This is a genomic window from Candidatus Omnitrophota bacterium, assembly GCA_041650805.1.
Classification (GTDB): domain Bacteria; phylum Omnitrophota; class Gorgyraeia; order 2-01-FULL-45-10; family 2-01-FULL-45-10; genus JBAZKM01.
Window position 1 is genome coordinate 1 of sequence record JBAZKM010000019.1, and the last position, 14510, is coordinate 14510.

Sequence of the window (14510 nt, forward strand, 5' to 3'; positions counted from 1 at the left end):
CTTTGCAAGCGTCGCCAGTAGCGCGGCCGTAAGCGTCGTCTTACCGTGGTCGATGTGGCCGATGGTACCGATATTCACGTGAGGTTTTGACCTGACAAACGTTTCCTTTGCCATAAAGGCCTCCCTTGGTATCTATTTATGACTCTTCGTCTCTCCCTTGGACGTCTCTATTATCTTTATCGCTATATTCTTCGGCACTTCCTGATAGAAAGAGGGCTCCATAGTATGGCTGGCCCTTCCCTGCGTCAGGCTGCGCACGGTAGTAGAATAACCGAACATCTCCGCAAGCGGCGCAAACCCTCTTACCACTTTCAAGTTCGCGCGGTCCTGGATCGCCTCTATCTTTACCCGGCGCGCGCTCAAGTCCCCTACGACTTCCCCTAAATACTGCTCCGGCACCGTCACCTCGAGGTTCATGATCGGCTCAAGCAGTATCGGAGCGCCGTTCTTCAGCCCCTCGTTGAAACCTATGGATGCCGCCATATGGAACGCGATATCCGAGGAGTCGACCTCATGGAACGACCCGTCTACGAGCTTGACATCGACATCGGTAACGGGATAACCGGCAAGGGCACCGTTAAGCGCGGCCTCGGTGACGCCCTCCTTTACGGAAGGTATATACTCTCTCGGTATGGAGCCGCCTATGATCTTGCTTTCGAAGAGTATCCCTGAACCCTTCGGGGCGGGGGCTATATCGAGCACCACGTGGCCGTACTGGCCGCGACCGCCCGATTGCTGTATGAACTTACCTACCGACCTCGTCGATTTAGTGATCGTCTCTTTATATGCGACGTGCGGCTTATCCACGTTGGCCGCCACCTTGAATTCCCTGAGCATCCTGTCTATTATTATCTCCAGGTGCAGCTCTCCCATCCCGCTTATTATCGTCTGCCCTGTCTCTTTATTGTATGTCACCTTGAACGTCGGGTCCTCTTCCTCCATCTTGTGAAGGGCCATGCCCAACCGCTCCTGGTCCGCCTTCGTCTTGGGCTCTATGGCCATTGATATGACGGGCTCCGGGAAGTGCATCGATTCGAGTATGATCGGGTACTCCTCTTCGCATATGGTATCCCCGGTCGTGGTATTCTTCAATCCGACCACCGCGACTATATCGCCTGCCAGCGCCACATCCACTATCTCCTGTTTATTGGCGTGCATCTTGAGGATCTTCCCTATCCGCTCCTTTGTATCCTTTGCGGCATTGTAGACATACCCTCCCTGCTCCACCTTTCCCGAATATACCCTTACGTAAGTGAGCTTGCCGACAAAAGGGTCGGTCGTGACCTTGAATACGAGACCGCAGAACTTTTCGTCTTCGGACGGCTTGCGAGTGACCTCTTCTTCCGTATCGGGGTTTATCCCCTTTACCGGAGGTATGTCGAGCGGCGACGGCAGGTAGTCGGTAATGGCGTCGAGAAGCGGCTGTATGCCTTTGTTCTTGAACGATGCGCCGCAGAGCACCGGGACCATCTTTCCGCTTATGGTCGCCTTGCGCACTATTTCCCGTATCTCGTGAGGATATAATCCCTTCTCGTGTATATAGCGCTCCATCACCATCTCGTCCACCTCTCCCAGCTTCTCTATCAGGTTGTGGCGGTACTCGCTGGCCAGTTTTTTGACTTCCTGGGGTATCTCCCCTGTCTCCATGGTGGCGTTTTCGCCTTCGCCCTTATATATCAGTGCCTTCATCGTGATCAGGTCGACCACGCCCGCAAAATTACCTTCAGCCCCTATGGGTATCTGGACCGGTATGGGATGGGCGCCCAGCCGCGTCTTCATCTCTTTTACGACATTCAGGAAATTGGCGCCCGTCCTGTCCATCTTGTTCACGAATGCGATGCGCGGCACGCCGTACTTATCGGCCTGGCGCCACACGGTCTCCGACTGCGGCTGGACACATCCCACCGCGCAGAAGACGACCACGGCGCCGTCCAGGACCTTGAGCGAACGCTCGACTTCCGCGGTGAAATCGACATGGCCGGGCGTATCGATGATGTTGATGTTCTTCTCTTTCCAGAAGCAGGTCGTCGCTGCGCTCGTTATGGTTATACCCCGCTCCTGCTCCTGCACCATCCAATCCATCACCGCCGTGCCTTCATCGACCTGGCCTATCTTGTATACCTTTCCGGTAAAGTAGAGGAGCCGCTCCGTGGTGGTCGTCTTACCGGCGTCGATGTGGGCAATGATCCCTATATTCCGTATCGCTTCCAGTCGTGCGTGCTTTTTTGTAGTCATCGTATTATCTAACGTTATCGTCTCTTCCATTTATGCTTACCATCTGTAGTGGGCGAAGGCCTTGTTCGACTCCGCCATCTTATGAGTATCTTCCCTCTTCTTTATCGCAGATCCCTGGCCGTTGAACGCATCCAGTATCTCTTCCGATAGCTTCGTCTCCATCGGCTTCCCCTTTTTGACACGCGCAAAATTCCTTATCCACCTCATGGCTATCGAAACACCGCGGTCAGGCCTGACCTCTATGGGCACCTGGTATGTGGCCCCGCCTATCCTCCTGGGCTTTACCTCCAGAAGAGGCCTCGAATTGTCGAGCGCCTTCTGGAAGACCTCGAGCGCGGGCTTTCCCGTCTTCTCGGCAAGCGCGTCAAAACACCTGTACACTATGCCTTCGGCAACGGCCCTCTTGCCGCGTGTCATCACGATATTTATGAACTTCGCCACCGTGACATTCTTATATTTGGGATCGGGTACGATCTCCCGCTTCTCTGCCCTTCTTCTCCTCATAACTCTCTCTTCCTTTTATGCTGCCTTCTTGGCCGCCGCTTTCTCTTTCGGACGCTTTGCCCCGTATTTTGAGCGGGATTTCTTCCGGTCGACCACACCGGCCGTATCCAGGACGCCCCGCACTATGTGGTATCTTACGCCGGGAAGGTCTTTGACCCTTCCGCCCCTGACCAGCACAATAGAATGTTCCTGCAGGTTATGGCCGACCCCGGGGATATAGGCCGTGACCTCTACAGAATTGGTAAGACGGACCCTTGCGACTTTTCTGAGCGCCGAGTTCGGTTTCTTGGGTGTCTGCGTCTTCACCTGAAGACAGACGCCGCGCCTCTGAGGACAACCCCTCAGAGCAGGCGATTTGCTCTTCATACTGAACTTCTCTCTCCCCAAACGTATCAGCTGATTTATGGTCGGCATAGATTACTTTTCTTCCTTTGCCTTTTCTTCTTCCTTAGGTTCGGTCTTCTTGGGCTCTTCAAAAACGTTCTTAACGAGTGCTATATTCCTGTGCGTTTCGAATCCTGTCCCGGCCGGGATGAGATGTCCCATGATTATATTCTCTTTCAATCCTCTCAGATAATCGACCCTGCCTGAGGCCGCCGCGTCCGCAAGGACCCTGGTCGTCTCCTGGAAGCTTGCCGCGGATATGAAGCTCTCCGTATTGAGCGACGCCTTGGTGATCCCCAGAAGCACCGGAGTGGCCCGCGCGGGCTTCCCTTTCTTCCTGACGACCCTCTTATTCTCCTGCAGATATATCCCTTTGTCCACCTGCTGTCCGTTCAGGAAAGCGGTGTCGCCCGGATCCTCGATCTTCATCTTCCGCAGCATCTGTCTGACGATCACCTCTATGTGCTTATCGTTTATATTTACACCCTGTAGCCTGTATACTTCCTGGACCTCGTTCACAAGGTATTCCTGCAGCTTCTTATCCCCGGAGACCCTCAGGATATCCTGAGGCACAACGGGACCGTCCGTGAGCTGCTGCCCGGAGAGCACCTTATCGCCCTTGTAGACGTTGAGGTGCTTTCCGTGCGGGATCATATATTCCTTCTTCATACCTGTCGTCGATGTGACCACAACGCGCTTCTGCCCCTTCTTCGACTCCCCGAATTCCACGATGCCGTCTATTTCGCTTACCACGGCCGGGTCCTTGGGCCTCCTGGCTTCAAAGAGCTCGGCTACCCTGGGGAGACCTCCCGTTATATCTTTCGTCTTTGTTATGAGGCGCGGCGTCTTGGCTACTATATCTCCGGCCGCCACACTCTTTCCGTCACCTACCACTATGTGCGCGTTGGCCGGGATGGGATATATGGCCAGGACCTCGTCCTTATCGTTCAACACGAGCACCTGAGGATGGTAGTCACCTTTATGTTCTACGATGACCCTGTTCTTAAGTTTAGTTACGGGGTCGACCTCCTCCCGCATAGTGACGCCTTCCTTGATATCCTCATACTTTATATTCCCGCCGACCTCGGTCAATATTGGGACGGTATACGGGTCCCATATGACGAATATGACTCCGGCGTCGACCGTCTTCTCTTCTTCGACCCTTATTATAGCGCCCTGCGGCACCGTGTAACGCTCGAGCTCCCGGCCGCTGGCGTCGTTTATGCTCAACTGGCCGTTCCTGTTAAGGACGATGAATTCGCCTTCTTTCCTCGTCTTTACCACTTTGAGGTTATGATATTTGACCGTTCCCTTATTCTTCGACTCTATGTAGGACTGTTCGACGATCCTTCTCGCGGTGCCTCCGATATGGAACGTCCTCATCGTCAGCTGCGTACCGGGCTCACCTATCGACTGGGCGGCGACTATGCCCACCGCCTCACCCGGCTCGACTATCCTGCCGGTCGCCAGGTTACGCCCGTAGCATTTGACACAGACGCCGTGCCTCGCTTCGCATGTCAGGACGCTCCGGATCCTTATCTTCTCTATGCCCGCCTCTTCTATCTGCTTCGCCTTATCTTCGGTTATCTCGCTGCCTGCTTCCACCAGGACCGTATCGGTGATGACATCGACTATATTATCCAGGGCGACCCTTCCTATGATACGCTCGGAAAGCTTCACGACGACTTCGTCACCCTCGATTATGGCGCTTATGAGTATCCCGTTAAGCGTGCCGCAATCGTCCACCGAGATGATGACGTCCTGCGCCACGTCGACGAGACGCCGGGTCAGATACCCGGAATCGGCGGTCTTAAGAGCGGTATCGGCCAGACCCTTGCGGGCCCCGTGGGACGATATGAAGTATTCGAGGACGGTCAACCCTTCGCGGAAATTGGCCGTAATAGGCGTCTCGATGATCTCGCCTGACGGCTTGGCCATGAGGCCTCTCATGCCGGCGAGCTGGCGTATCTGCAGCTTTGAACCTCGCGCGCCGGAATCGGCCATCATGAATACGGGGTTGAACGGGTCGAGCTCCCTGAATATAAGGTCGGAGACATCGTCCGTAGCGTGCGTCCAGAGGTCGAGTATCTTCTGATAACGCTCCCTGTCGGTTATCAAGCCGCGTTTATACTGGTCCTCTACGTGCTTGACCTTCTCTTTCGTCTTATCTATGAACTCTTTCTTCTTCTCCGGGATGACCAGGTCGCTCACCGAGATCGAGAGGCCCGCCTTTGTGGCTTCCTCAAAACCCATCCTCTTCAGATCGTCGAGAAGCTTTATGACCGTCTGGTGGCCCTTGATCTTATAGCACTTGTTGATCAGTTTGCTCAACCGCGACTTATCCATGGTATCGTTCACATATCCGATGCCTTCCGGGAGCACCTGGTTGAACATGATCCTGCCGACCGTCGTACCGGTTATCTTTCCGTCTATGTCCACCTTCACCTTGGCGTGCAGCTCCACCTCTTCGTCCTGATATGCGACTATGACCTCCTCGGGCGAAGCGAAGGTTATGCCCTCCCCCTTCGCCCCGGGCCTCTCCTTGGTGAGATAGTGGCACCCCAGGACTATGTCCTGGGTCGGCGTCGTTATCGGACGGCCGTCGGCCGGAGAGAATATATTGTTCGCCGACATCATCAGGAGGCTCACTTCCATCTGCGCCTCTATCGAAAGCGGCACATGGACCGCCATCTGGTCTCCGTCAAAGTCGGCGTTGAATGCCGTGCAGACGAGCGGATGTATCCTTATGGCATTGCCTTCTATCAGTATCGGCTGGAATGCCTGTATGCCCAACCGGTGAAGCGTAGGGGCCCTGTTCAGCATTACGGGGTGGTCCTTTATGACGTCGTCGAGTATGTCCCATACCTCGAGTTTCGCCTTCTCGACCATCTTCTTCGCGCTCTTGATAGTGTGGACAAACCCCTTCTCTTTAAGCTTCTTTATTATGAATGGTTCGAAGAGCTCCAGCGCCATCTTCTTCGGCAACCCGCATTCGTTCAATTTAAGCTCAGGCCCGACCACGATGACGCTCCTGCCCGAGTAGTCGACCCTCTTCCCGAGAAGGTTCTGCCGGAACCGGCCCTGTTTGCCCTTCAGCATATCGCTCAGCGACTTGAGGGGCCTGTTGCCCGGTCCGAGGACCGGCCTGCCGTGCCTGCCGTTATCGAAGAGGGCGTCGACCGCCTCCTGCAGCATCCTCTTCTCGTTCCTTATTATGATCTCGGGCGCCTTCAGTTCAATAAGTTTTTTGAGACGATTATTCCTGTTGATGACCCTGCGGTAGAGGTCGTTCAGATCGCTCGTCGCGAACCTTCCGCCGTCAAGCGGCACAAGCGGCCTAAGGTCGGGCGGTATGACCGGGATTATCTCCAATATCATCGATTCGGGTCTGTTGCCGGAACCTTTGAACGCGTCGATGAGCCGGAGAAGTTTGGCGCTCTTCTTCTGCGTGTTGTCGGACTTTGAGTCCTTGATCTCTCTCTTGACCTTGTTCGCCAGCTTATCGAGGTCCATCTCCTTCAAAAGGTCCTTCACCGCCTCGGCCCCCATCTTTGCCGTGAACGTCTGGCCGAACTTCTCCCTGTATTCTTTATATCTCTCTTCCGGCAGAAGATCGAGCTTCTTCAATGACGTCTCGCCGGGGTCGATGACTATATACTCTTCGTAATAGAGGACCTTCTCCAGGTCCCTGGTGCTTATGCCGAGAAGCGCCCCTATCCTGGAGGGCATGACCTTGAAGAACCAGACGTGCGATACTGGGCAGGCAAGGTCTATGTGACCCATCCTTTCGCGCCTGACGCTCGACCGCGTGACCTCTACGCCGCAGCGGTCGCAGATTATGCCTTTGTGCTTTATCCTCTTATATTTGCCGCAGTTGCACTCGTAGTCCTTAGTCGGACCGAATATCCTCTCGCAGAACAACCCGTCTTTTTCGGGCTTCAACGTCCTGTAGTTGATCGTCTCCGGCTTCTTGACTTCGCCTTTGGACCACGACTTGATAGTCTGCGGCGCCGCTATTCTTATGGTGATCGCGTTAAATTGCGGTATCTCTTCTGTCATAATATTTTTGGCCTTCTGCTGTTATTCCTCTTCCGGCAAAGCCTTCTTTTCCATCTTAAGGTCCAGGCATAAGCTCTGGAGCTCTTTTATAAGGACATTGAACGACTCCGGCGTCCCTGTCTGAAGCTTATTCTCTCCCTTTACGATCGCCTCATATATCTTGGTCCTGCCGAGCACATCGTCGCTCTTCACGGTGAGCAGCTCCTGGAGCGTAAAGGCGGCCCCGTATGCCTCAAGCGCCCACACTTCCATCTCTCCGAACCTCTGGCCGCCGAACTGCGCTTTGCCGCCGAGCGGCTGCTGGGTTACGAGCGAGTACGGACCGATCGACCTGGCGTGTATCTTGTCATCTACGAGGTGGGCGAGCTTCATCATATAGATGTAGCCGACCGTGACCTTCTGGTCGAACTGCCTTCCCGTGAGGCCGTCATAGACCGCCACCTTGCCGTCAAGCGGTATCTGGGCCTTCTTCATCTCATCTTTTATCTCTACCTCGGTCGCGCCGTCGAATACCGGGCTCGACACATGGAAACCTAATAGCTTGGCCGCCCACCCAAGGTGCGTCTCAAGTATCTGACCTACGTTCATACGGCTGGGCACGCCCAGCGGATTCAGGACCACTTCTACGGGTGTACCGTCCGCCAGGAACGGCATATCTTCTTCGGGGAGGATCTTCGCGATGACACCCTTATTCCCGTGCCGGCCCGCCATCTTGTCTCCCACCGATATCTTCTTCTTGCTCGCTACGTATACCTTGACCTTCTTCAATACACCCGGGGGGAGCTCGTCGCCGCGTTTCACCCTGTCGATCTCGCGCTCCATCTCGAAAGATATGTCCTCTATCTGCGCATCGAGGAGACGGGTGATCCTGGCTATCTCCTGCTCCTGGTCGGGGTTATTGACTATCTTTACGCTCTCCAGGTCTCCTTTTTCGACTATCTTCTTGAGGTCCTTGACCCGCACGGTCCTGCCCTGGGCGATCAGCGCCCTGCCCGATTCCTGGTCCAGGAGGCCTGCCGCGAGTTTCTGGCCGACGAGAAGCTTGTGGGTCTTCCTGTACTTCTCTTCCTTTATCTTCTCTATCTGTGCCTCATATATCTTCTCTATCTCTTTTATCTCTTTTACTTCCGCCGCCCTCTCCTCTTTGGTCTTGGACCGGGCTTCGCGCCTGGAAAATATCCTGACGTCTACGACTATACCCTCTACCCCGGGAGAAGCGATAAGCGATGCGTCCCGGACGTCGCCTGCCTTTTCGCCGAATATGGCCCTCAGCAGTTTCTCCTCCGGCGAAAGCTCCGTCTCCGACTTGGGCGTCACCTTCCCCACAAGGATATCGCCCGGTTCGACCTCCGCGCCGATCCTTATTATTCCGCCCTCATCGAGATTGGCCAGCGCCTCTTCGCTCACGTTCGGTATGTCCCTTGTGATCTCTTCGTTCCCCAGGCGGGTGTCGCGCGCCTCTATCTCGAATTCCTCTATATGTATAGAGGTATACCTGTCCTCGCTGACCATCTTCTCATTCAGCAGTATGGCATCCTCAAAGTTATAGCCGCGCCATGGCATGAACGCCACGAGTATATTACGCCCAAGGGCAAGTTCCCCGTCTTTCGTGGCGGCCCCGTCCGCCAATACCTCTCCCTCTTTGACCTTCTGGCCCAGCTTTACCAGCGGCCTCTGATTTATGCATGTGTTCGCGTTCGAGCGCTCGTATTTACGCAGGGGGTAGCGCTCGCCGCTTACCACTATCTCCGTGCTGTCGACCGCGGTTACCGTGCCCGAGTTTTTGGCGACGACCACCGACCCGGAATCCCTGGCCGATAGATACTCCATGCCGGTGCCGACCAGAGGCGCTTCCGTATCGAGGAGCGGGACCGCCTGGCGCTGCATGTTCGATCCCATGAGCGCGCGGTTAGCATCGTCATGCTCAAGGAACGGTATTAGGCTGGCTGCGGCCGAGACGAGCTGCCTCGGCGAGACATCCATATACTGCACCTCTTTCGGGTTCGCCTGCACGAAATCGTCCTTGTAACGGCAAAAGACCTTATCCTCGGAAAGGTACCCCTTAGAATCGAGCTTGGAGTTCGCCTGGGCTATCATGTACATATCTTCTATATCGGCGGAGAGGTACTCTATCTTATCCGTAACGCGCCCCTCCGTGACTTTACGATAGGGTGTCTCTATGAAACCGAATTCGTTTATTTTGCCGTATGTGCTGAGCGACGATATCAGTCCGATATTCGGCCCTTCCGGCGTCTCTATCGGACAGAGCCGGCCGTAGTGGGTATAATGAACGTCGCGGACCTCAAAACCTGCCCTCTCCCTGTTCAACCCGCCGGGGCCCAGCGCGCTAAGGCGGCGCTTGTGTGTCAACTCGGCAAGCGGGTTGGTCTGGTCCATGAACTGCGAGAGCTGGCTGCGTCCGAAAAAATCCCTTATGGCGCTCGATATGAGCTTGGCATTTATCAGCTGGTGAGGCATCACATTGGCAAGGTCGTAAAGGTTCATACGCTCTTTAGCGGTACGCTCTACCCTTACCAGCCCTATGCGCAGCTGGTTCAGGAGGAGCTCTCCGACGCAGCGCACGCGCCTGTTACCCAGGTGGTCTATATCGTCTATCTCGCCTTCGCCGCCCTTGATGGCCAGCAATTTCAGGACCACCTGGACCAGCGTCTCTGGCGTTATAAGCCGTTCGTCCAGGGAGACCTTCATGCCCAGTTTCCTGTTAAGCATATGCCGGCCGACCTGGCCGAGATCGTATCTCTTGGGATCGAATAACAGTTTGTTGACCAGGTTAGCGGATGATTCGACTGTCGGAGGATCGCCGGGACGCAGTTTCCTGTATACTTCCATCAGCGCGTCTTCCCTGGTCTTGGCGTGGTCCTTCTTGAGGGTATTGGTCATCTCCGGTATAACGGTCTTGAATACCTCTACGTGCCTGACCGACGCGTCCCAGATCTTATCCGCAAGCTCGCTCGTTATCTTGGTATTCTTCTCGGCTATGACCGAGCCCGACTCTTTGGAGACGACGTCTTTGGCCAGCACCTGGCCTGCCATCTCTTTAAGTTGCGCGGACCTGGTCAGGTCGTGCTTATCTATCCCGCAGAACGCCTTCAATATATCGTCGTCGGTAGAGTACCCGAATACCCTTAGGAGCGTTGTGGCCAGGAATTTCCGGCGCCTGTCGACATATACGTGGAGGACGTCATTTGCGTCGAATTCGAATTCAAGCCATGCCCCCCTGTACGGTATTATCCTCGCGGAGAATATCTTTTTACCGGTCGGATGCATCTCCGATTCGAAGGATATGCCCGGAGAACGGTGAAGCTGGCTCACCACGACGCGTTCATCGCCGTTCACGATGAAGGTGCCCGTCTCCGTCATGAGAGGTATGTCGCCGAGATAGACCTCCTGTTCCTTCGTCTCTTTCTTGGACTTCAAACGGAGCATGACCCTGAGAGGACCGGCATATGACATACCGCGCTTCTGGCATTCGAAGATGCCGTACTTGGGCTTTCCTATGCCGTAGCTCAGGTATTCGAGGCGGTATTCGCCGTCCGGGCTCTCCATTGGGAATATCTCCCGGAATGCGGATTCGAGCCCAAGGTTCTTACGCTTCGCTTTCGCGACATCCTTCTGAAGGAACTCTTCGTAAGACTGCAGCTGTATCTCAAGGAGGTTCGGTATCTCGAAACACTCCTCGATCTTGGCGTAGTTCTTTCGCTTTATCATAGACCTTTTTCGGTTACTTCAGTTCTATCTTCGCTCCGGCCGCTTCGAGCTGTTTCTTTATCTTGTCGGCCTCTTCCTTCGTTGCGCCTTCCTTGATCGTCTTAGGCGCGGCGTCTACCAGGTCCTTGGCCTCTTTCAGGCCGAGGCTTGTCAACGCGCGAAGTTCCTTGATGACCTGGATCTTGCTGGCGCCGGCGCTTGCGAGAACGACATTGAAACTCGTCTTCTCTTCGGCCGGTGCCGCAGCGGCTGCTCCGGCGGCTGCTCCCGCCATCGGCATAGCCATCGCCGCGGCTGCCTGTACGCCGAACTTCTCCTCGAGCGCCTTGACGAGGTCCGCAAGTTCGAGGACCGTCATCGACCCGATCGTCTCCATCACGTCTTTCATCTTCTTCGTCAGCTCTACCTTAGCTTCCTTTGTCTCATTCGCTTCCATCTTCTTCACTCTCCTTCTTCGTTATATTTTATTGCTCTTGACCTTATACACCTAAGTTGCGGCCTTGACTTCGGCCGCCGGGGCTGCCTCACCCTCTTTCTTCGTCTTTATGGCGTTGACCGCGTAAACGAACTTCCTGAGCGTGCCGCTCAATACATTCACAAAACCTGTAATTGGCGATTTCATGGTACCGAACACTGTCGCCAGCAGGACTTCGCGGCTGGGCAGACCGGCCAGCTCTTTGATCCTGGCCGGAGACAGGCTCTTGCCTTCTATAAAAGCGCCTTTCAATTTGAATTTTTCGTGGTCCTTCGCGAAGGATACAAGCGCCTTGCAGGTCGATATGAGGTCGTCACCGCTGAGAGAGACACCTACTCCGCCTTCTACGTGGGGCGCCATGACCTCCAGCTTCAATTTATTGAGGACGACCTTCAGGGTGGAGTTCTTGACGACGAAATATCTGCCCGAGACCTTCTTGAGGTTACGCCTCAATATCTCAAGGTCGGCATTGGTAGAGCCCATGTAGCTGGTTATGAAGAAGTCCGGGTTCTCTTTAAGCCGTAAAGAGATCTCTTCTATCATCCGTTCTTTGCACTCTTTACCGAATTTCTGCTGTTTTGCCATCTTCTCTTTACGCCTTCCTGAACTCTGCCAGGTCTATCCTGAGCCCCGGCCCCATAGTGGTCGATAAGAACATGCTCTTTATATGCTGCCCGCGCATTCCTGAAGGGTTGGATGCCATGATCGCGTCTATAAGGGTGTGCGCGTTCTCGTAGATCGCCTTCTCGTCGAAGGACAGCTTCCCTACGGGCGCGTGTATACCCGCCTGTTTATCCATCTTGTATTCGATCTTGCCCTTCTTGACCTCTTTAATGGCCTTGGCGGTATCGAGCGTCACCGTGCCGGCTTTCGGGTTGGGCATGAGCCCTCTAGGGCCCAATATCTTACCGAGTTTGGCTATGTCCTTCATCATATCCGGTGTCGCTATCGCAACGTCGAAATCCGACCAGCCGCCCTGCACCTTCGCTACGAGGTCCTCTGCCCCTACATGTTCGGCGCCCGCCTCCTTGGCCTTCTTCTCTTCCTCGCCTTTACAGAAGACGGCTATACGCACCGGTTTGCCTGTGCCGTGCGGCAACGCGACTGTGCCCCTGATGGTGACGCCGGACTGCGCCTGCTTCGATTCTATATTCACTTTTGCGGATATCTCCACCGTCTCGTCGAATTTACGCTTTGGCAGTTTCTTCAGCACGGAGATCGCGTCTTTCAGGCCGTACGCCTTATCTTTATCGAAGAGCGTCGACATCTCTTTTAGCTTCTTCGTCATCTTCTTCATGATCTTATTCCTCTACCTCTATGCCCATGTTCCTGGCGGTGCCTTTTATCATCTTTACCGCCTTTTCGATATCGGCGGTATTCAGGTCCTTCATCTTCATCTTCGCTATCTCTTTGACCTGTTCCTTCGTGACCTTCCCGACCTTCTCCTTATTGGGGGTGCCGCTCGCCTTGGCGACTCCGGCCGCCCGCTTCAAAAGGACGGTCGACGGTGGGCTCTTTATTATAAAGGTAAAAGACCTGTCCTCATACGCCGTTATCACGACCGGCAGCGTCAGCCCTTCCTGGCCTTTTGACCTCTCGTTAAAAGTTTTACAGAACTCCATTATATTAAGGCCGTGCTGGCCCAAAGCGGGCCCTACCGGCGGCGCCGGGTTTGCGCTTCCGGCCGGACAATATAGCTTTATGATCGCTTTTACTTTCTTTGCCATTTTCAGCTTTCAGCTTTCAGCTTTCAGCTTTCAGCAGCTATCAGCTTTTTGTTTTAGCTGATAGCTGAGAGCTGACGGCTGATAGCTCTCTATACCTTCTCTATCTGCCATGCCTCAAGTTCGACCGGGGTTGCCCTGCCGAATATAGATATCATAACCTTTACCCTGCCCTTGGCGAGGTTCGCCTCTTCGACGGAACCGTTAAAGTTGGTGAACGGCCCGTCCGTTACCCTGATGTTCTCGCCCTTTTCGAACATCACCTTGGGCGTCAGTTTCTCCTTTGCCTCTTCCGCCTGCTTCAGGATCGTCTTTATCTCTTCCTCGTTCAGCGGGAGCGGTTTTGCGCCTGCGCCTACGAACCCCGTGACGCCGGGGATCGACTTTATCAGGTACCAGCTCTCGTCGGTCATCTCCATCTCGACGAGTATATAGCCGGGAAAGAACTTCCTCTGCGATATCTTCTTCTTACCCGCTTTGACTTCCGATACCTGCTCCTTCGGTATGAGTATCTGCGAGATGAGCTCTTTGGCGGCGTCGGTCTTCAGCTTCCCTTCCAGCGTTGTCCTGACCCTGTCCTCGTATCCCGTCTGTGTATGAATAACGTACCATTGTTTTGCCATGCTTAAGCTATCCCGTCCCTACAATCGCGACATTATTACGTTCACGATCTTCGAAAGTATGATATCGCATACGCCGATGAACGCGGTCAATATGGCCAGAGAGACCAGGACCACTACCGTGGAACCGATCAGCTCGTCTTTGGTCGGCCACGAGACCTTGGACATCTCCAATTTAACATCCTTAAAAAAGACAGCGACTTTATTTGCCATAGTAAGTTATTTATTCCTGCGAAACATACGGCTGGAGCGAACCTGGCGCTTTTCCGCGCGTTTCTCGATTCCCTAATCGCGACCGCCCACCCGATATTCCGTTAGGGAGTGGCAGGCCAGGAGGGACTCGAACCCCCAACACGCGGTTTTGGAGACCGCTGCTCTACCAATTAGAGCTACTGGCCTCCGTCGACCGCCTTCCAGGCATCGCCTTTCAGTACAGAGGAGACCTTCTGGTTCACCGGTAACCTTCGCGCTCCACGACCTCGCCTACAGGCAAGGGCCTTCTAGATTACGACTTTATCTCCTTATGTGGTGTATGTTTCTTACAAGTTTTACAGAACTTCTTCAACTCGAGCTTATCGGGATTCTTCTTCTTGTTCTTTGTGGAAGAATAGTTCCTGTTCTTGCACTGAGAACATTCGAATGTGATAACCTCTTGTGCCATCGTATCACTCAATGACCTGTGTCACGACTCCCGCGCCTACCGTGTGTCCGCCTTCTCTTACGGCGAACCTCAGTTCCTTCTCGAGCGCTATCGGCGTGATTAGGGTTATCTCTATATTC

At 54.4% G+C, this 14510-nt stretch carries 14 protein-coding genes and 1 tRNA gene; all 15 read right to left on the reverse strand.

The genetic code is table 11. The annotated features are described in order from the left end of the window. On the reverse strand, positions 1–114 hold a 114-nt coding region (locus tag WC515_08830), incomplete at its 3' end, for a GTP-binding protein (protein ID MFA5147463.1). An 18-nt stretch (positions 115–132) separates the two neighbouring features. Further along, positions 133–2235: an elongation factor G gene (fusA, locus tag WC515_08835; GenBank protein ID MFA5147464.1), complete on the reverse strand. Its 2103-nt coding sequence runs from the start codon at positions 2233–2235 to the stop codon at positions 133–135. Between the two features lie 36 nt (positions 2236–2271). After that, complete coding sequence (gene rpsG, locus WC515_08840; GenBank protein MFA5147465.1) at positions 2272–2739, reverse strand: 30S ribosomal protein S7; 468 nt, start codon at positions 2737–2739, stop codon at positions 2272–2274. A 15-nt stretch (positions 2740–2754) separates the two neighbouring features. Further along, on the reverse strand, positions 2755–3153 hold the full coding sequence (rpsL, locus tag WC515_08845; protein ID MFA5147466.1) for a 30S ribosomal protein S12: 399 nt from the start codon (positions 3151–3153) through the stop codon (positions 2755–2757). 3 nt (positions 3154–3156) lie between these two features. After that, the gene (rpoC, locus tag WC515_08850; protein MFA5147467.1) at positions 3157–7182 is read right to left on the reverse strand and encodes a DNA-directed RNA polymerase subunit beta'; all 4026 of its coding nucleotides are present in this window, start codon (positions 7180–7182) and stop codon (positions 3157–3159) included. A 21-nt stretch (positions 7183–7203) separates the two neighbouring features. Next, the gene (gene rpoB, locus WC515_08855; protein MFA5147468.1) at positions 7204–10911 is read right to left on the reverse strand and encodes a DNA-directed RNA polymerase subunit beta; all 3708 of its coding nucleotides are present in this window, start codon (positions 10909–10911) and stop codon (positions 7204–7206) included. Positions 10912–10924: 13 nt separating this feature from the next. Next, entirely contained in the window at positions 10925–11347 is a 423-nt protein-coding gene (gene rplL / locus WC515_08860) for a 50S ribosomal protein L7/L12 (GenBank protein ID MFA5147469.1), read from the reverse strand. Positions 11348–11398: 51 nt separating this feature from the next. Next, on the reverse strand, positions 11399–11971 hold the full coding sequence (gene rplJ / locus WC515_08865; GenBank protein MFA5147470.1) for a 50S ribosomal protein L10: 573 nt from the start codon (positions 11969–11971) through the stop codon (positions 11399–11401). A 7-nt stretch (positions 11972–11978) separates the two neighbouring features. Next, positions 11979–12683, reverse strand: coding sequence for a 50S ribosomal protein L1 (rplA, locus tag WC515_08870; protein ID MFA5147471.1), 705 nt, complete (start codon positions 12681–12683; stop codon positions 11979–11981). Between the two features lie 4 nt (positions 12684–12687). Continuing rightward, complete coding sequence (gene rplK, locus WC515_08875) at positions 12688–13113, reverse strand: 50S ribosomal protein L11 (GenBank protein ID MFA5147472.1); 426 nt, start codon at positions 13111–13113, stop codon at positions 12688–12690. An 89-nt stretch (positions 13114–13202) separates the two neighbouring features. Beyond that, positions 13203–13733, reverse strand: a complete 531-nt coding sequence (nusG, locus tag WC515_08880; protein MFA5147473.1) for a transcription termination/antitermination protein NusG — start codon at positions 13731–13733, stop codon at positions 13203–13205. 18 nt (positions 13734–13751) lie between these two features. Then, entirely contained in the window at positions 13752–13943 is a 192-nt protein-coding gene (gene secE / locus WC515_08885) for a preprotein translocase subunit SecE (protein ID MFA5147474.1), read from the reverse strand. 109 nt (positions 13944–14052) lie between these two features. Continuing rightward, a tRNA-Trp gene (locus tag WC515_08890) sits at positions 14053–14129 on the reverse strand. A gap of 106 nt (positions 14130–14235) precedes the next feature. Continuing rightward, positions 14236–14391, reverse strand: coding sequence for a 50S ribosomal protein L33 (gene rpmG, locus WC515_08895; GenBank protein MFA5147475.1), 156 nt, complete (start codon positions 14389–14391; stop codon positions 14236–14238). A gap of 4 nt (positions 14392–14395) precedes the next feature. After that, a partial coding sequence (locus WC515_08900) for a hypothetical protein (GenBank protein ID MFA5147476.1) occupies positions 14396–14510 on the reverse strand: 115 nt, incomplete at its 5' end.